Consider the following 22609-nt stretch of genomic DNA (forward strand, 5'->3'; position numbering starts at 1 on the left):
GAAAGTAACTGCGCTTCCAGCTGTTGTTAAAGTTCTTGCTGCACCTGATAATGTAACTGCTCCTGTATAAGTTTGTGTTCCTGATGAAGTAACATTAGCTCCTAAATTACTAGCACCTTCAACTGTTAAGGTTGTCAATGAAGTTGCAGCACCATCAAGATCAAGAGCACCTGATATAGTTAAGTTATCTCCAGTACCATCGTTCCCTTCAACAGTACTTGCAAATTGAACAGTTGAACCAGTAAAGTCTAATGTACCATTAACCGTTACGGCATCATTATAAGTTTGAGTACTACTAGTTGTGATATCAGCACTGATAACTGTTGTACCGCTTGCATTGGTAGTTAAGGTAGTTAATGCAGTACTGCCACCAATTTCAGCTGATAATGTAGTGGTTCCAGTAGTATTTAAAGTTAATGAGTATCCACCATTAGTAGCTCCCGCTAAAGTTATTGCTCCTGCAGTGTTACCATCTATTATAGTGTTTGCTGCAAGAGTGATTGCTGTATCTCCATCACCAATAGAGATCGTGTCTCCTGAAGTTTGAATAGTACCTGCAAGTGTAACACCACTTGGTGCTGTTGCCGTGATACCTCCATTAAATGTTGAACTGTCAGTATTTGCATCTCCAAGAGTTAAGGCACCTGTGTTAGAGAAAGTAACGGCATTAGTAATTACATTTGCAGCACCATTTAATTCTAAGGCATAATTACTTGCTGCAACACTTAAAGTAGTTGCTTCTATAGATCCATTAAAGATCGCTGCATTATCTACATCAATTAAAGTTAACGCTTGTGTAGTTCCAATTGCACCACTGAATGTTTTAGTAGCACCGGTGATTTGTAATGTTCCTTCAGTTGTATTCGATCCATTGATAGTACCTGCAATAGTAACACTGTTGTTATCTGATAATACTAAAGTACCGCCATCTAAAACAATTGCTGTTGCTGTAATTGCTTTTTTAGCAGTTGCCGTAATACTATCTGCCACATTAATATTCGTTGCGCTTATGGCTTCATTGAAAGTGGAAGTGTTATCAATATCAATTAAAGTTAACGCTTGTGTAGTTCCAATTGCACCACTGAATGTTTTCGTAGCACCAGTTACTTGAATAGTTCCTTCATCGCTTGAAGCCCCATCTATGGTACCAGTAATATCTACTGAGTTATTTGCAGCAAAGATAACTTTCGCATCTCCCGTATTGTCATCTAAAGTGATACCTGATGAACTTGTGACCGCTTTATTAAAGGTAACAGTGCTATCTTCCGCATCAACATTACCTCCGGTAATATTAATCGTTGGTACTGTCACGGCTTCTTGGAATAACGCAGCTCCTGCCTTACTAGATGTTCCAACCGTTAATGTGTCTGCTGCTATTGTTCCAGTGAAAGTAACTGTTGCTGGAGCTCCATCTGCACTATCAATGACTTTAATTTCAGTTCCAGTTGCACCACCTCCTGGCTCTGCAATAGTACCCGTTACTGATTTGTTTGCAGAAGTATCAAATAATAAAGTACCTGAGTTTGTAATATTTGCGGTTACTGCATCACTAAACGTTGCAGTTTTACTTGCAGCATTGACTATACTTGTTGCTGTTACTGCTGCTGTAAATGAAGAACTACTATTTAATGTTAATACATCTAATGAAGTAGCCCCAACAATTCCTGTTACTGAGGCTGTACCACTACCAAGAGTTAATGTTAAATCTCTCTTCGTAGAGGCATCATCGCTATCAATAGTTGAACTGAATGTTGTGTTACTATTAGTTGTAGTTAGTACAACATCTGCACTTAACGTTACTGCACCTGTATAAGTTTGTGTACCACTCGTTGTTACATTGGCACCAAGGTTAGATGTTGTTGATACGGATAATGAAGTAGCATTTGTAATTGCGGCATCTAAATCAAGTGCACCTGTGATACCAATTGCACCTAGTGCAGATGATCCACCTACCGCTCCATCAAATTCTATTTCATTTGCACTAACAGTTAAGGTTCTAGTACTACCCGTACTATCAACTGTACTTGCAGTTCCAGAGAATAAAATATCTGAACTCGTTGCTGTTAAGGTAACATTAGCACCCAGTAATACTCCACCTGCTGCAGTGTAGGTTTGATCATTGTCAGTGGTGATATCATTACTTAACGTTAAAACCCCTGATCCAGTGGTTGTGATATCTAATGTACTTGGTTGTTTATTAGCAATTCCACCAATTTCACCTGAAATTGTTAAATTATCATTAGCGGTAATAGTTAAGGCTTCAGTATTATCATTTGCACCATTAATAGTTCCTGAAATAGTTTGTTGACCACTGTTACTAACAATACTTGAAGTAGCACCTAAAGTAATTGCACCGCTATACGTGTTGTTATTTGCTGTAAATCTAATTGCACCGCCTGAAGATACTCCTGTACCAGAAATATTAATAGGTTCAGCAACTGTTATTCCACCTGATATATAAAGAGCAGCTCCACTATCAACTGTTGTTGCGCCATCAGTTGTTCCAAGACCAACTGCATCAGAGATGGCAATGATACCTGCTGATATTGTTGTTGCTCCTGTATAAGTATTGGTACCTGATAGTGTTAGAGTACTATTAGCATTATCTTTTTCTAACGTACCGTTTCCACTTACTACACCACTAAACTCTTGTGCAGAAGTAGAATTATAAATTAAGGCACTGTTATTAATAATATTAGCGCTGTAAGTTCCACTATCTAATCTTCCAGTAACTGTTAAGGTTCCAGCAGAGATAGTTGTTGTACCATCATAAGAGTTTGTTGTATTTGATAAGACTAAAATACCATTACCTGTTTTAGTAATATTATAAGTGTTATCTCCATCTGTTACATTTCCTGATACCGTTAATTGAGTACCATCAACATCAAACGTTGAATGAGCCCCTAAAGTAATTGCCCCTGCAAATGAACTAGTTCCTGTTGAAGTGGAGATAGTACCCCCATTAACTGTTACTGCCTCTGTTGTTGAATAGGTTACATTTGCAAGATCTAATGTTGCGCCACTTGCAACCGTTGTTCCTGCAGCTGTAGTACCAAGGGCATCATCTGCGGTTACTTTTAATGTACCATTATTAACTGTAGTAGCTCCTGTATAGGTGTTAGTACCCGATAAAGTTAAGGTACCAGAACCTGCTTTTGTTAAACTTGCAGCACTTGCACCATTAGAGATCACTCCTGTAATTGAACTTGCAGCACTATTCGTGATATCTAAAGTGCCTTGTAATTTAATTGCAGCAGCAGTTAATCCAGCAGTATCAATGGTAATATTACCAAGGGCAGTTGATCCACCAACCGCTCCAGTAAAGGTTAAATCTCCTGTACCAGTATCAATATCTAAAGTATCTCCAGCTGAACCGGCATTAGTAGTACTTGAGAAAGTTACGTCATTGTCTGATGTTGTTAAGGTAATGTTTGCACTAATAGTTGATGCACCTGTATAGGTTTGTGTACCTGATGTTGTAACATTGGCTCCAAGATCTGATGTACCTGATACTTCAAGTGAAGTTGCACTCGTAACTGCTGCATTTAGATCTAAGTTACCAGTAATTAATACTGCTCCTACTGCAGTACTGTTACCAACTGTGTTACCAAACTGTACGGTTGCAAGTGAACTATTGTTATCAGTACCATTAGTATCTACAGTTAAGTCTTGTGCTCCATTAACAGTGTTAGAGAAAGTAACTGCGCTTCCAGCTGTTGTTAAAGTTCTTGCTGCACCTGATAATGTAACTGCTCCTGTATAAGTTTGTGTTCCTGATGAAGTAACATTAGCTCCTAAATTACTAGCACCTTCAACTGTTAAGGTTGTCAATGAAGTTGCAGCACCATCAAGATCAAGAGCACCTGATATAGTTAAGTTATCTCCAGTACCATCGTTCCCTTCAACAGTACTTGCAAATTGAACAGTTGAACCAGTAAAGTCTAATGTACCATTAACCGTTACGGCATCATTATAAGTTTGAGTACTACTAGTTGTGATATCAGCACTGATAACTGTTGTACCGCTTGCATTGGTATTTAAGGTAGTTAATGCAGTACTGCCACCAATTTCAGCTGATAATGTAGTGGTTCCAGTAGTATTTAAAGTTAATGAGTATCCACCATTAGTAGCTCCCGCTAAAGTTATTGCTCCTGCAGTGTTACCATCTATTATAGTGTTTGCTGCAAGAGTGATTGCTGTATCTCCATCACCAATAGAGATCGTGTCTCCTGAAGTTTGAATAGTACCTGCAAGTGTAACACCACTTGGTGCTGTTGCCGTGATACCTCCATTAAATGTTGAACTGTCACTTGAACTATTACCCAGTGTAACTGTACCTGTATTAGTAAATGTAACTGCATTAGTAATAGTATTTGATGAACCGTTAAATACTAAGTTGTAGGCCTGACTAGCAGTATTTAAAGTAGTAATTGTAGTGTTGCCACTAAATGTAATATCTGCCGAATCTGCTGTGTCTGTTAAAGTTGTAGTTGCTGCTTCAAAGGTTCCGCTAAATGTAGTTCCCCCTGTTTGAGTTAATGTTACTGTTCCAAGAGCATTTGTTGCACCAACGTTACTAGTAACGGATACAGTTCCAGTACCAGTATTGAATGTTAAGTTTCGAGTAGTACCATCACTGTCTATTGTTGATCCAAATGAAACATTTGCATTAGTTGTCGTAATAGTATTATTAGCACTTAATGTGACTGCTCCTGTAAAGGTTTGTGTACCTGATGTTGTTACATTCGCACCTAGGTTAGAAGTTCCTGAAACTGAAATTGATGCTGCGCTAGTGATTGCTGCATTAAGATCAAGTTTACCAGTAATTGCTAAAGCACCAAGTCCATCTGTTGCTCCAACTGTATCTGCTGTTGCATCACCAAAAACAATTGTTCCAGTATTACCACCGGTATCAAATGTTAGATTGTTTGTTTCACCACTGGTACTATTTAAAGTTCCATTGAAAGTGATGTTGTCATTAGTTGTTGTTAGTGTCCAGTAAGCGCTACCGACCTCATCATTATCTACAGTTACTGCGCCATGATAAGTTTGAGTTCCAGCAGAAGAAATATCTTCATCAATTACAGTTGTACCAATAACTGTTAATTGATTTATACTTGATATTTCTGCATTAACTGTAAGATTACCTGAACTTTCCCCACTTACACCAATTGTTAAAGAATTACTTTCACCTGTTGCACTTGATACAGGATAATTAAAGGTAATATTATTAGAATTAATTATTGTGTCTCCTTCAAGTGTAACGGTGTCTCCAAATATTACATCTACACCTGAAGTTAAAATTTCACCCTGAAGGGTACTGGTGTCTGTAACAGTTATTTGAGATGCAGTTTCTGATGAATTAGTAATTCTTTCATTTGATCCTGATGCTAAAATACCAAGATCACTAACAGTTAAATCATTTTGAAGATCTAAAGTACCATTTCCTCCAATATCCAAATCTGCTGCAGCATCTCCTAAAGTTCCTGAACCCGATACAACTATAGTTCCTGTGGTAATTGTAGTTTTACCAGTATAAGTGTTTGCACCTGTTAATGTTAATGTGCCTGTCCCATCTTTTGATAAAGTTCCTGAACCTGTTGCAATAGGATCATTTACTGTAGTATTTCCTGATCCACCAAAAGTAATAGCTGTATTAGTTCCGGTAATAGCATTTCCTGAACTAACATCTAAAGTTAATGTTCCACTATCTGAATTAATTCTAGTTGTTCCTGAAAGAGTGATTAATCCTGCAATAGAATTGTTGCCTGAAATATTTCTTAAAGCACCACCACTTGAAATACCTGTTCCAACTAATGTAATATCTTCACCAGCTGCAAGTGCTATACCACCAGATAACTCTAATGCTGCACCACTTGAAACTGATGTATTTCCAGCAGTCGTTCCAAGAGCTGTATTATGTGCAGCTCTTAAAGCTCCAGCTGAAACAGTAGTGTCACCTGTATAATCATTAGCGCCACTTAAAATTAAAGTACCTGCGCCTGCTTTAGTAAGTCCATAATCACCACCTGCATCATCACCGATTACTCCACTAAACTCTGTTGTAGTACTTGTGTTAACAGTTAGTGTTCTTGTTGCAGCACCTAATTCTGCTGCAGCTTCAAAAGTTAAAGTTCCAGTATTAGTACTATGTCCAAAAGTTCCATTACCTGTAAATGTTACTGGGTTATAAAAATCTCTACCAGTTGCACCATCTGAAGAAATGGTTCCACCATTAACAATAAATGTTCCAGCACCGATAGCACTAGATGTAATTGAACCTACTGAACCTGAGCTTGCAACTCCAGCTAATATTGTTCCTGCAGTTAAAGTTGTTGTACCTGTATAAGTGTGAGATCCTGATGTTGTGTAAATACCTGCTTCTGTTTTTGTTAAATTAATTCCTGAACCTGCTAAATTTGCTGAAACTGTTACTGTTGTTCCATCTGCAGGGTTAATTGAATAACTTGAACCTGTTAAAGCTTTACTAGTTCCAGTAATTGATCCTGAAGTTAAAGTAACAGCACCCACAGTTTCTGTGTTATCAGCAAGATTTAATGTCCCTCCATTTACGGTTATGGCTGTGTTATCTGCAATAACTGTTCCGGTGGTAGAACTGTCTTGATCAAGTGTAAGTGTACCAGCAGATACAGTTATTAGTCCTGTTGAAGTATTTGTTCCACTAAGTGTTAATGTTCCTGCACCTGCCTTTGTTAAAGCTGCTGCAGAAGATCCATTTGAAATTACTCCTGTAATTGAGCTTGCTGCACTGTTGGTAACTGTTATTGTTCCTTCGGATTTAATATTTGCTGCAGTAAGTCCTGCAGTTGTAAATGTGATATCTGCTAAATCATTTGTTCCACCAATTGCTCCTGATACACTGATGTCACTTGTTCCAGAATTAATCGTAACTGTTCTTGCGGTTGCTCCATCACTATCAATTGCTGATGTAAAAGTTATATCATCATCATTGCTTGTAATTGTGCTGTCTGCACTAAATTGAACAGCACCTGTAAATGTGATTGTTCCATCTCCACTAGAGTTGTTAGGGGTATCCGTATAAAATTGCCCTCCTGATAAAGAAGTTCCTGTTCGGCTCGATGGAGAAGCTACTGCTGCACCTTCTCTCCATTGAAAAAACATTTCATCTCCACCTGAATTTTCTCCATAATAAATTGCTATAGGATATAAACTTCCTGATGTAACTGACTTACTTCCAGTTCTGGAAGTCATACCATGAAGACCATTGTTAGTTACAACTCTATAAGAGTTAGCGTTAGTGTGATTATAACTACCCGATTGAACATCATCTAAAAAATCTGATAAAGTTTGAGCAGCATTACCTATATAAACATTTGATGCATCATCACTGTATGTTGAAAAATAGTAAGTATCTGTTGCTGATGGTTGAAAATAACCTGTCCATCTAAATGCATATGTAGAAAAATTACTTTCAACAACAGCAATACTTGTAACCGTTGTTGCGTCAGTATCAGAAGAACAAGTTGATCTAGTTCCACACCAATTAAGATCGCTCGATCCATCATCATAATCATTAAACAATGCGTTGTTATCACTGTAATATTGATAGTTGGTAAATATTTGAGTTAATCCTTCAGTTCCATCTCCACTACCACTATCGTTTGTTGTAATATCTCCACCCACAACTATTAAAGCAGCTGTTAAATCAAGCTCGCCTAAATCTTGAGTAGTTCCAACATTATCAGCAAAAGTTAAAGTTCCACTACCAGCATTTACAATTAATTGTTTGTAAGCACTTGAAACCGAGTCTAATGTTGAGCTAAATGTAACGTTTGAATTTGTAGTCGTTAAAGTTACATCAGCACTTATTGAAACTGCACCTGTATAAGTTTGTGTGCTAGTTGTTGTAACATTGGCTCCTAAATCAGATGTACCTGAAACTGAAAATACAGTTGTTGAAGAAATTGCACCATCAGAATTTAGATTACCCGTAATAGTTAAGTTAGCTGAACCACCTGCTATTGTTGATTGGTTATTTATTGTTCCAGAATTTGATCTTAAAATTCTGTTACCCCCTGACATCGTAACGGCACCAGTATAAGTTTGGTTATTTGTGGTAGTGATGTCAGCACCGATGTTAGATGTTGTTGAAACAGTTAACGCTCCTGCACCTGCGGTAGCTCCGCTTCCAATCGCAGCATCTAAATCTAATGCACCAGTAATTCCAATTGTTCCAAGTGTTCCATTAGTACCTGTTCCAACAGCAGCATCAAACTGCACCTCAGAGCTACCAACACTTAAAGTTAAATTGTTTGCTTCACTTGCTTGTGAGTTTACAGTACCGCTAAAAGTAATTTGTGAGTTGGTAGTTGTTAATGTTGTTGCAGCACCAATAGTAATGGTATCTGATGTTGCATCTCCATATGTTTGTGTTGAGGAAGTTGTAATTGTATTGGTATTAATTGTAGTGTTTCCAGTAACATCTAATACGGCAACACCGGTTACAGTATCTGTTGTACCATTACCAAAAACAGCATTACCTGTTACTGTTAAATTATTTGTGCCCCCTGCTACTGTCCCATTAGTTGTGACTGTAGTTCCAGTTAAATCAACATTTGCACTTAAAGTTACAGCCCCAGAATAAGTTTGTGTAGAAGATGTGGTAACATCTGCACCAATATTAGAAGTTCCAGAAACTGAGAATGTTGTAATACCAGTTATAGCACCATCAATGTCTGCGTTTCCTGATATGTCGAATGAATTATTTCCTGATAATGCTGATGCGGTATTGATTGTACCTGATGTACTAGTGAAGGTTCTTGCGCCGCTAATAGTAATACCACCTGCTGCGGTCAAAGTTTGGTTGCCAGTACTGCTGAGATCTTGATCGATACTAAGTGTTTTAGATACACCAGTTGCAGAAATATCTATAGTAGAAGGTCTAGTTGATCCACCTATTGCTCCTGAAATAGTTAAATCATCTGTGCTTGTTGTAATAGTTAAAGACTGACCTCCACTACTTGATGCATTAATTGTACCTCCAAAAGTTGTTCCACCAGTTCCTGTACTTGATATTGTTGCATTTGCTCCAAGTACAATTGCTCCGCTATAAGTGTTCGCACCACCCGTAAATCTTATAGCTCCAACTGAACCATCTCCTGTTCCAGAAATTGTAACTGCCTCAGGTACAGTTATTCCATTTGAAATTGATAATGTTGCTCCACTTGCAACTGTTGATGCATTATCTGTAGTACCAAGAGCATTAGCATGAGAGATTGCAACTATTCCATCAGAAATAGTTGTTGCTCCAGTATAAGTATTGTCTGCAGTAAGCGTTAAAGTTCCAGCACCATCTTTGGTAACGGTACCTGCACCATTACCTATTACACCATTAACAGTAATGTTACCTGCACCACCAAAAGTTAATCCTATGGATGCATTTGAAATAGTTCCACCAATAGTTAATGTTCCACTATCAGAATTAATTCTAACGGCATTAGTAGATAAAGTAATATTACCATTGTAAGTGTTGTCACCTGAAATATTTCTTAGTGCTCCTGCAGAACTTTCACCTGTTCCATTTAAAGTTAAATCTTCACCACTTGCAATTGTTATACCTCCAATTAATTCTAGCGCTGCTCCATTTGCAACTGTGGTGTTACCAGTTGTTGCACCAAGTGCAGTGTTATGAGCTGCTCTTAAAGAACCATTAGAAATAGTAGTAGTTCCATCGTAAGTATTCGCTCCAGATAAAATTAATTTTCCACCACCATTTTTTGTAATGCCATATGTACTTGCACCATCTTGGATTACTCCTGATGCTGTTAATTGTGCACCATCACTAACATCAAATGTGGAATTTGCTCCAAGCGTGATCACACCTGCAAAAGTGGATGTTCCTGTTGAAGTTGCTATTGTTCCACCATTATTTGTTATTGCTTCTGTAGTTGAATAAGTAACACCTCTAAAATCTAATGTTGCACCACTTGCAACCGTTGTTCCAGCAGCTGTTGTTCCAAGTGCATTATTAGCAGTTACCGCTAAAGTTCCAGCAGTTACTGTAAATCCAGCTGGGTGGGTACCAGCAGCTTGTAAAATCATTGTACCTGCGCCAGCTTTTTCTACTGCGACTTCAGTGTGTGCGCTAGCTTCATTAAAATATCCAGATACTGTTAATGTTTTGTTTTCTGATACTGTAAATGTTGTGTTTCCATCTGCCTCCCTACTTAGAAGTGCTGGAGCGCTAATTGTAGAGTCGTCAGTAACAACTACATCTTGATCTAAATTCCATGTTCCATGAGCAGTGTCTATTGTATTACCAGAGCCCTCCTCCCAACTTAAAGTTCCTCCATCTAATGTTAATGTTCCACCAATACGAAAAGTTCTTGCTGTATCAGTATCGTCAGTAGTTAATTCACCACCAGTTCTAATATAAATATCTGGAGCACCTGAAGTTTGGTGTCCTACAAAACCATTATTACCACTTTGTACTTTAATAGTTCCACCATTTTTAATATCAATTGTTGTAGCTTTACCTAAACCACTTTGTGAGTTATTAGTTCCATTAGTCATTGCTAACATCTGACTTACATTTAATGTACCTGTAAAGTTTTGATTGCCTGATAAAGTAACCGTATCACTTCCACTTAAATTAATAGTACCTGTACCTGCTCCCCAGTCTGAGAATGTTTGAGCGGATGAACTTGAATAAGTAAATGTCTTGCTTGCAGCAACCACTAAAGTTGCAGCATAATTACCATTACCTAATTTACCTGAACCACTAACAGTTATTGCTCCATTATTAACTGTCGTGTCACCTGTGTAAGTATTGATTCCAGATAAAGTTAATGTTCCTGTTCCTGTTTTAATTAAATTACCTGCACCAGAAATCACACCTGATACTGTTGTTCCAGTATTATTTCCTCCAACAGTTAAGGTTGTACCACTATTAATTTCTATATTACCTGCTCCATGAATTGATCCAATGGTATCTGTGGTGTCACTGTCGTAAGTTGCACCACTTGAAACTGTTAATGCTGTTGCATCTAATGAACCAGTTACATTTAATTCACCATCTGAAATAGTTGTAGCACCAGTATAAGTATTTGTTCCACCAAGATCTAAAACCCCATTTCCATCTTTAGTAAAGGTAGTCGAACCAGTAATAACTCCATCATATGTAACTGTTTTTGTATCAGCTACACTTATTGTTCCACCATCTGTACTTAATGTAATTCCTCTGTTGGTACTTAAAGTAATTGTCTCTGTGATTAATAAAGTACCGCTTTTGAATGTTAATCTATCAGCATCTAAACTTGATATACTTCCTAATCCTGCATCTGCACTGATCGATAAAGTACCAGCATCAATAGTTGTTATACCTGTATAAGTATTTGTTCCACTTAAAGTTAATGTTCCAGAACCTCTTTTAGAAAGAGCTCCTGATCCGTTTCCAATTACACCTGAAATTGTTGTATTGCCTGAACCACTTACAATTAACTCAATACTTCCGTTAGTAATGTTTCCACTGATTGTTAATGTACCCGCATCACTATCAATTCTACTTGTTGCAGTAGATAAAGTTATAGGTCCTTGGTAAGTATTATTTCCAGATATATTTCTTAATGCTCCACCATTACTTACCCCTGTTCCAATAATAGTTAAATCTTCTCCACTACCGATTGTTATTCCACCAATTAATTCTAGAGCAGCACCATTTGCAACACTAGTATTACCAGCTGTTGTTCCAAGTGCTGTGTTGTGAGAAGCTCTTATAATACCAGCGCTAACGGTAGTTGATCCTGTGTAATCATTTGCACCACTTAAGGTAATTCTTCCTGTTCCAACTTTAATTAAATTTCCATCACCACTTATAACTCCAGATAAAGTTGTGCTTAGATTGTTAGATCCCACAGTTAAAGTTACGCCACTTGCAATATCAACTGTACCTGCACCCGAGATATTTGCTACTGCATCTGTTGCATCAACATCATAAGTTGCACCACTACTAACACTTACTGCTGTGTCATCAAGAGCACCTGTTACTCTAAGTGTTCCTGCGGTAATACTTGTGGATCCAGTGTTAGTATTTGTTCCAGATAAAATTAAAGTTCCTGCACCTGATTTATAAAATGTGCTTGTGCCATCAATTACACCGCCATAAGTTAACGTTCTTCCACTAACAACATTTATTGTTCCACCACCAGTACTTAAAGTAATTCCTCTATTTGTATCTAATGTAAAGTTTGAACTTGCAGATAATGTTCCACCTTTTAATATTAATCGATCAGCATCTAAAGTATCAGGATCTCCAAGGTTGCTATCAGATGATATAGAAATAGTTCCAGCATCAATAATAATTCTACCTGTGTAACTAGCTGTAGAGTTATCACCTGATAACGTTAAAGTTCCAGATCCAACTTTAGTAAAGTCATTAGCACCATTAAAGACACCTGAGAATGTTTTGTCATTTCCATCACCCGCAGTTAATGCTGCATTGGTTAAATCAATAGTACCTGCGCCTTCAATAGATAGTACGGTATCTGTTGCATCAACATCGTACGTTGCACCACTTGCAACAGTGACAGCAGTTTGTGCTAAAGTACCATCAACTTCTAAAGTACCAGCATTAATTGTGGTTGCTCCTGTGTAAGTATTAGCAGCACTTAAGGTTAGTGTTGAAGTTTCATCTTTAGTTAATGCACCGGTACTACTTATAACACCTGCAAGAGTTTGATCTGTAGTTGATGAGTAATGTAGAGTTCCTGCATTAGATATCGTTCCATCATAGTTTCCACTTTCTAATGTACCTGTTCCATCTATTTTTAATGTACCTGCTGATATAGTGATGTTACCTGTAAAAGTATTAGTTGCAGTTAAAACTAATGTTCCGGCACCTGATTTAGTTAATCCACCTGAACCAGATATTACTGAGCCAACGGTTGCGGTTTCTCCAGTGTCAGGGTTAAATACATATGAGCTCGCAGTTAAGAATGTTCCAGTTACATTACCTTGTGTAACTGTAAATGTTGCAACAGTTTCTCCACTTGTATCTAATAAAGATAAATCTCCTCCATCAACAGTAACGTTTGCAGTATCTGCAATTACAGTTCCTGTAGTTCCATCTGCATCATTTAATACTAATGTTCCATCTGAAACAGTATAAGTACCAGTACTTGTATTATCGCCAGTTAAAGTAAGAGAACCAGATCCAACTTTTGTAAATGCACCTGCTCCTTCTAATACTCCAGAGAATTCTGTATTAGAGTTATCATTACCTGCAGATAAAGTTTGGCTAGAAGCAATGTTAATTGTTCCAGCACCTGCAATAGATCCTACGGTATCAGTTGCATCAAAGTCATACGTTGCACCACTTGCAACTGTAATAGCTGTGCTATCTGATAAAGTTCCAGTAGCTTTTAAAGTTCCTGCATTAATTGTAGTTGCACCTGAATATGTATTTGCTCCAGTTAAAGTTAATGTTCCTGTTCCTGCTTTAGTTAGAGTTGCACTTGTTCCAGATATCGCTGCAACATCTGAGCTTGTTCCAGTAATAGTAATGGAAACTGCTGCACTATTTTGTAAAGCAATAGTAGAGGTATCAAAATCTCCAGCTGAAACTGTTAAACCATTAATAGCTGTACCACCACCTGTTGCTCCAGTGAAAGTAACCTGACCACCACTTCCTGTAGTTGTAGATAAAGTATAATTACCATCTATTGTTGAGCCAAATGATATTGACGATGCATTTATTGTTGAAATTGTAAGAACAATTGTACCATCTCTACCATTTGCTGAACTAGCTGTTACACTAGTATTACCATCAGTAACTTCTGATACAGATACAGAGCCTACTACTCCATTACTTCCTCTATAACCACCTCTTCCATAATATTCATTTGCACCACTTGCTTGAATTGGAGTTTGACTGGCACCACCAACTTTACCACCTCCACCTCCACCAGATCCACCACCATCACCTGAACCAACGTTTATTCCGTCTTGCCCAGTAGAACCATTTCCAGAAACCGGTGAATGAGTATCTACTCCAGCAGTGGTATTACTATCATGTGGTTGGCCTGAACCTCCACCACCTCCGGCCCCACCAGCTATAATATATTCTCCAGAACCAGACACTACTTCAACAACAGATGCTGCACCACCACCTGCACCCTCTCCAGAAGATCCACCTGTGCCAGGTAATCCACCATCACCACCGTCAAAACTAGAGCTTAATGCATTGGTTCCACCACGGTCTGCTGATGGAGTTGTGCTTTGATTTACTGAATCAGATCCATTAGCACCTCCTTCTCCTGGAGCTATTCTAAGTGTTGTATTAGATAAGCTTACATCAACAACATAATAACCTGCTTGACCAGTTGGTTTGCCTGGATTACTGCTTCCATCGTTTCCACCAAGTCCACCGAAAGCACCTGTTAATGCAATCCTTGTAACAGTTTGACTACTAGAAATAGTTACATCATAAACACTATCAACAGAAGTTTTACCACTATCTCCTCCATATCCATAAGTAACTGTTGATGATGAAGTTCCTGAATTACCACTTACTTGTATTGAAGTGTTAGCACCAAGAGTAACAGCACCGCTATACGTTTGTGATCCAATAGTTACAATATTTCCAGCAAGTGTTGCTGCATTAGTTACTGTTAAATCACCTGATGTGTTTGAGTCTCCATTTTCAATTCTATTTGCACTTCCAGCACCTGAGATAGTTAAAGTATTAAATGTTTGATCAGCTCTTAAGTCTAAAGTTCCAGTTGCAGCAATAGTTAAATCTGTACTAGATGATAGTGCACCTGTTAAAATAATTTCACCATTATCAATTGCGGTGTCACCAGTATATGTACTTGTTCCAGATAATAATAAAGATCCATTTCCGTCTTTAGTTAAATTTGCTGAACCAGCAATTACACCGCCATATGAAAGTGTAATACTATTATTTACATAGATAGTTGAGTTATCATTAAGAGTAATTCCTCTATTAGAGTCTATTGTAACATCAGATGTAATCGCTCTTAACGTTCCACCATTTAATATTAATCGATCAGCATCTAAAGTATCTGGATTTCCTAATTGATTATCATTACTAATTTGAATAGTTCCATTATCAATTTGAATGATCCCTGTATAACTTGAACTGTTTGCGGTTAAAATAAACGATCCACCTCCTAATTTAGTAAATTTATTTGTTCCAACAAATACACCATCAAATGTTTGAATGCCTCCCCCTGATGAAGCTGTGAGAGCTGCATCTGTTAAATCAAGAGTTCCATCATTATTTAAAACAGCAATAGTATCAGCAGCATCAACATCGTACGTTGCACCACTTGCAACAGTGACAGCAGTTTGTGCTAAAGTACCATCAACTTCTAAAGTACCAGCATTAATTGTGGTTGCTCCTGTGTAAGTATTAGCAGCACTTAAGGTTAGTGTTGAAGTTTCATCTTTAGTTAATGCACCGGTACTACTTATAACACCTGCAAGAGTTTGATCTGTAGTTGATGAGTAATGTAGAGTTCCTGCATTAGATATCGTTCCATCATAGTTTCCACTTTCTAATGTACCTGTTCCATCTATTTTTAATGTACCTGCTGATATAGTGATGTTACCTGTAAAAGTATTAGTTGCAGTTAGAACTAATGTTCCGGCACCTGACATTGTTAAACCACCAGAACCAGAAAGAACTTCGGAAATTGTTAAAGTAACCCCTTCTGCTGGTGCATAAGAATAACCACTTGAACTAATTAATAATCCGTTAATTGTTCCTGAAGATTGAGTAACTGTACTCACAGTTTCAGATGTATCTGAAACAGTTACTGTTCCTCCATTAACTGTTACGGATGCACTATCTGATAATACTGTTCCTGTATCTCCATCAGCATCATCTAAAATAATTGTTCCAACAGTAACAGTTAACGTTCCTGTAAAAGTATTATCACCTGTTAAAGTTAAAGTTCCAGATCCAACTTTAGTTAAATTACCTTCTCCAGAAATAACACCTGAGATCGTATCATTACCACCATCACCAGTAGTTAATGTTACGCCATTTGCAATTTCTACACCACCAGCACCTGATAAAGATTGAATGGTATCTGATGCATCAACATCATAAGTTCCAGCATTAACAACATCAGTTGTATCAGCAAGAGTTCCTGAAACTCTTAAAGTAGCACCACTATTAATGTTGGTGTCACCTGTATAAGTGTTGGTTCCAGATAAAACTAAAGTTCCTGACGAACCAACGTCAACTGTTAAAGCGCCTGATCCTGTGATTGCTCCAGGTACAGTTATAGTTGAACTATTGTTAACTTTAAAAGTTCCATCACCTGTTAATGTAACTCCTCTATTTGCATGAAAATTTATAGATGCTCCATTATAATTAAATAAAGTTCCTCCATTAAAAATAAGTTGATTAGCAACAAAAGATCCTGGTGCTGCTCCTAATCCTGCATCACTTAAAATATTAAGTTGTCCACCTGAAATAGTGGTTGTGCCTGTGTATGTATTTGTTCCTGATAACGCTAAAATACCAGCTCCAGATTTAGTAAATGCAGTTGAACCAGTAATCACACCACCATACGTTAAGGTAGTGCTGGTATTAGTATTGATACCTCCACCATCAGTACTTAAAGTAATTCCTCTATTAGTATTTAAAGTAAAAGTAGCTGTAGTTTGTAAGGTACCACCGCTTAATGTTAATTGATCTGCAACTGCTGAACCAGGTGCAGCTCCTAAATTAGTATCAGCTGCAACAGAAATTGTACCAGCATCAATTACTAATTTACCAGTGTAACTTGCTGCAGAGTTGTTACCTGATAATGTTAATGTTCCAGATCCAACTTTAGTAAAGATATTAGCACCATTAAAGACACCTGAGAATGTTTGGTTATTTCCATCACCTGCTGTTAGTGCTGCATCAGTTAAATCAATGGTACCTGCACCTTCAATTGATAGTACAGTATCTGTTGCATCAACATCATATGTAGCGCCACTTGCAACAGTGACAGCCGTTTGTGCTAAAGTACCATCAACATCTAAAGTACCAGCATTAATTGTGGTTGCTCCTGTAAAGGTGTTGGTACCTGATAGTGTTAGAGTACCAGAGCCAGATTTTGTTAATCCTCCAGAATTTGAAATCACACCATTATAAGATGTTGAGCTATTATCTGATCCAACCGTTAAAGTATAAAACTGTAAATCAATTGCTGCACCTGAACTACTTGATAAGTTTCCAGTTGTAAAATTATTGGTTAAAGTTAGTGTTTCTGATCCAGTTAACTGTAATCCTGATAATGTTATCCCATCTGCAATATCTATTGATTTAGTATTACTAGTAGTTAAATTTAATATTGAGTTTGATCCAAAAGCATCTGCATGACCAACAATAATTTTACCTCCAACAAATTTTAGTGCAGATGTAAAATCATTAGATCCAGAGAGTGTTACTGGTCCTGAAGCATCAGTATCATAAACAGTATAAAAACCACTGCCAGAAAGAACTCCACTTAAGGTTTGATCGCTACTAGTATTTAATATTAATCCATAAGTATTTGAAGAAGAATTTGAAAAATTACCAGCGTAACTACCTCCTGTACCAAGTCTTCCTTCTACAACCAATCTAGCATCGCCAGAGATACTTGTGTTCCCTGAATAAGTATGATCAACTGCTCTTAACCTAAGTAACCCATCTGTAACATTCAGTGCACCAGTTCCAGATAGAACTCCATCTAGATTTTGAGTTGCACTACTTGAGTAATTAAAAGTTCCACTATTTGAAATAGCACCATCATAAGTACCTCCTTCCAAAGAACCCGAACCATCGATAGTTAATGCTCCAGCACTAATTGTAATATTTCCTGTAAAAGTATTAGCACCTGAAAGCGTTAAAGTGCTATCTCCTAATTTTGTAAAAGCACCACCACCTTTTATGTCTCCTGTGTATGATGAGTTATTTCCTGTAGCGTTTACTTGTAAGGTTCCTGTGGTTTGTGTAAAATCACCTGTACCTTCAAGTTCACCTTGAATTAAAGATGTTCCAGACGCAGATACTAAATTTGCAGTTAAAGTTACAGTTCCTGTACCAGTCGTGTAAGCTTTGATAGGTCCATTAACAGATATAGTTGCAGCATCACCAAAACCTGCATCATAACTAAATCCAACATTTTGAGTATTTGTTGATTTACCAATCGTTAAAGATGAAATTTGATTGTTATCTTGGTTCCAATAAAACCATCGAGCATCCATGCTTTGTCCAAATGCTGTTCCAGTAGACTCAATAGTTACACCGCCAGTTCCATTAATATAAGGCTTGGGCGTATTGCTACTAGTACCCCAATTGAACATAGAACCTCTAAGAATTAAATCATCAGATCCAGCATCAAGAGTTAAATAACCAATATCTAATTGACCAGCGCCATCAGAGTCTGCAATTAAATAAATATCTCCAGAAGAGTTTGTTACAGATCTTCTTGTGGTATTGTCTTCAATTTTAGTTGATGCGCTTATCGTAATATCTCCTGCACCTGAACTGGTGATGTTACTGTATAAATTAATAGTTGAACCATAAACAGTCACTGCACCGCTTGTACTGATGTCGCTATCTAAAGTTATATCTGAAGTGTTAGTTGATTTACCAAATGTAAATCCGGACATCGTTAAGCTATTATCATTTAAAGTAAATGTTGATAATGACTGAGCGTCTGTAAAAGAGTTATTTACTGATCTGATAGTAACAGTGCCAGTTGTTGCAAATCTAAATGAACTTGATGCATATAAATAGAAATCATCAGATTGAAAAATTATATTACTTGAACTGGTTCCTCCATTAACTCCACTTTTAGAACCTAAGTACATAGCAGCACCTTGCATAGTAAACCACTGATTAGTTCCCCCACCTAAAAGTTGAATGTCTCCTGTTTTGGCAAGTATTTGTACTTCTGAATTGGAATGAATTTCATGACTTTGTACACCTGAGGTATTTATAGTAATTCCACCTCCATTAGCCGTTGCTAAAATTGTTAGAGGTTTGTAATAATTTCTAATAGCTTTGGAATTTCCACCTGCTGTATAGTGATTAGCATTAATCGTTATTGCTGAAGAAGTGGTGTTAGCTGATTGAATTGTAGTAGTATCATTATCACCTGAATTATCTAAACCAAAATTTAGTGCTGCACTATATCGAGAGGTGTAAGAATAACCTTTAGCGTCAATTAAAATTGTTCCAGTACCACTATTGATATCAACTGTTTGAGTACCAGTAGCTGCGCCATAAAAAGAAATACCTGCTGCTCCTTGTAAGTCAGGGATACTTCCATTATATGCTTCTCCTCTTAGAATAATATTTCCATTACTTGAGGCAATGTTAACTGTTCCATCAAGTCTTAAACCTTCACCGAACCATGCAGTGCTACTATAACCTTTTGCATAACCAGAGCCAGTTGTGCTTCCTCCTGCTATTGTAATATCTCCACCATTACTTTCAAAACTTGAACCAGTAACAATAGTAATTACACCTCCACCAGAATTATCTGTATCGGATGCAACTAAAATATCTCCTCCATTAGTTGTTAAAGTAATAGAAGGGGCGTCAGTAAGATTAGAAATATTTCTCTTTGCTAATAATTTTATAAAATTACCAGAGCCAGTTGACTCTATTTGAGTAAAGCCAGAATTTATATATATATCCTCGGCTGCTGTTATAGTAATATTTCCAGATCCAGTAATATCTTCATTAAGATTAATTAGATTTCCATACAATGTAACATCTCCTGCTACACTAATCTCAGAATTCATAGTAACCGTGGAGGTATTTGTCGACTTACCTATTGTTAAACCAGTTAAAGTTGAGGCTTCGGTTAAGGCACTTGAAGTAAAAGTACTTCCAAAACTAGCAGCATTAGACTCGATTGTTAACGTTCCAGTACCATTAACTTGGTAACTCTCGTTTGATATAAGTGCACCTCGAATTGTAACATTTCCACTTCCTGGATTTATGATTAAATTTCCAAAAAATGTTCCTGTACCGTTTCCTTCGCTATCAGCATTAAGAGTAACATCGCTGTTAGTTGTGGTTAATGTGATATTTCCTGATGAAGGGTTTGGATCTACATTACCTTCAGCATTTAAGGAAATAGCTCCAGTCGTGGTTATATTGTTTACATAAGAAATATATCCTCCTGCTGTCGCTGAAAGACTTGTAAGTGGCGTTGTACCCCCTATTATCCCTGAAGTAGTTAAATTACCTGAAGAACTGGTGGTTAAAGTTGATCCCCCATCAACTGTGCTACTTAGAGTAATTGCCCCTGAAGAAGAGGTTAAAATGCTGTTTCCGGTTAGTGAAACAGCTCCTGAATAAAGCTGGTTTCCAGAGGTTGTAATATTACCTCCAATATCTGAGGTTCCTGAGACCGTTAAAGCTGAGGTGCCAGAAGATCTTGAAATGGTTCCATCAAGGTCCAAACTTGCAACAGTTTGAGTTGCTTGAAGGTCAAAGGTAGCCCCTGAACTTACAATCAAATCGCTTGAAGTACTTAAAGATCCAGTTAACTCTAAAGTCCCTGTTGAAACGGTGGTGTCCCCTGTATAGGTATTGGTGCCTGAAAGTGTAAGATCTCCTGCTCCAGATTTTGTAAAATTACCTGTTCCAGTAATATCTCCAGATACATCAGCCGCTCCTGTTGCAATACTAATTGTTAGAGTTTTGCTTGTCCCTCCATTAACATTGATTGTGGTACCACTGTTTGTCTCTAAAGCAACATCTCCTGCCTGACTACTGTCAGATGTTGCAAAAATTTCTATGTTTCCAGTTGAAGTAATGGAAACGGACTGACCTTGACCAAGTGATACTCCTTTTCCTCCTGTTAAATTATCCGCATTATCTCTTCCACTAATTTTAATATTTCCAGATCCGGTATTTAAAGTTGTGCCTCCTCTAAATCTAACCCCATATAAATCATCATCTGGTGTTGAAGCATAATCATCTCCAACTGTAAGACCATTCCATGTAGTAGATCCATCACCACCTCCGGCCCAAAAGTGTCCTCCATTTGTAGTAATATTGCCATCTGGGGTGACCACTTTACCATCACTATCACCATCGGCATCGGCCCATAAAACTAGATTTAAGGCAGCATTGCTCGATGTAATATTAACGTCGCTGCTTCCAGTTGAAATTGATGCTGCTCCTCTAACTGTTCCGGTTGCTTTAAAAGTTAACGTTCGATCATTTGCCCCAGTGTATTCAATACTATCATTGATATCGATATCATATTCTGTTGACCCGTTGATCCCTGTGTAAATACTTACGTTGTTACTTGCGAGCCCGGTTAGTATCGTACTTGGATGAATCGTAACATCACCAGTTGGACCTGAACCACCTGGAATACTGTCTGATCCACTAGTTTGAATGGTTATATTTCCTGGATCAAGCAGCCATTCTCCTGCTGAACCATCGTTTGCTAATGTTGAAACTTCAATTCCTTCAACATCTAACTTATATCCTGAGGTCTCAATTTGACCTCCATTTCCGCTGTTTTTTCCTCCTTCTGCTGTTAGTTTTCCTTGAACTTTTGTAACTGATTGGTCATTTGTTATATCTGACCAAACAACTATTTCACCACCATTTCCTGTGTTATTTGCTGATGCATTGAGTGTTGCTCCTTCTTCGATTGTTGTTGTTGTTGCTTGATAAATTGTTGGATCTGAATTTTGCCAACTACCTCCAACAAGTATTTGACCGCCGCCATTGTCTCCTGATGCAATTAGAGTTGAATTACTTTTTACAGTAATTTCATCTCCTTCCAGGAATATTTTTCCTCCTTCTGTGTTAATTCCTTTCGCCTCAATAATCCCATCTGTGTTTACAACTGATTTTCGAACTGCATCTAGACCTCGAGCTGATAAAATAACTTGTCCGTTATTAGCGACAATTGCATTGTTATTTTCAACTAAGCCATTAAGCGTTCCGCTATCAATAGTGTAACTAATTAGCTGATTATAATTAAGGTTTAAGGTTACTTTCTCACCAGCAAGTAACGCTGTTGAGCCGTTTGGTGTTTCAATTGTCCCGTTGTTTTTGACAATTGATGAGATTAATGCAACCGCTCCACCTTCGAATGCTTTAATCGTTCCATGGTTCTCTACTATTCCTGCAATGCCATCTTTTTCAAAAACAAAATTGTCTTTTAAAAAGTTTTCATCACTTAACTTTAGAGAACTTGCAACAATGGCACCGACATCTACTCTTGAGCCTTCAGAAAAAATTACTCCATTTGGATTGATTAGAATAACTTTTCCATTAGCTTCCAAGGATCCGTAGATATAACTTGGGTCAGCACTGTTGACATGGTTTAAAGCAGACGAGTTTGAACTCGGCTGATTAAATTGAACTTTAGCATCAGAACCAATATTAAAACCAGACCAATTGGTAATTAATTTGTCGGTCTGCTGATCAATAGTTAATTGATTTGCTCCCTGACTAATTTCCGCTGTTCCGTGTGTAACATTGGGATCTGTTGGTAAAGTATTGTTACTTATTTCATTTGCACTTAATTTTAAATTTAGGCCAAGAACTAAAAATATAACTAATAATTTTAAGTTCAGCCTCATA

1 protein-coding gene is annotated in these 22609 nt (G+C 37.5%); it reads right to left on the bottom strand.

Annotation, left to right across the window (positions count from 1 at the left end):
• Positions 1-22608, bottom strand: a 22608-nt coding sequence (locus ACTTBN_RS03150) for an autotransporter-associated beta strand repeat-containing protein (RefSeq protein ID WP_440680941.1), incomplete at its 3' end; no start/stop codon positions are given.
• Position 22609: the final 1 nt, after the last annotated feature.

The organism is Candidatus Pelagibacter sp. HIMB1623 (assembly GCF_052047695.1).
Lineage (GTDB): Bacteria > Pseudomonadota > Alphaproteobacteria > Pelagibacterales > Pelagibacteraceae > Pelagibacter.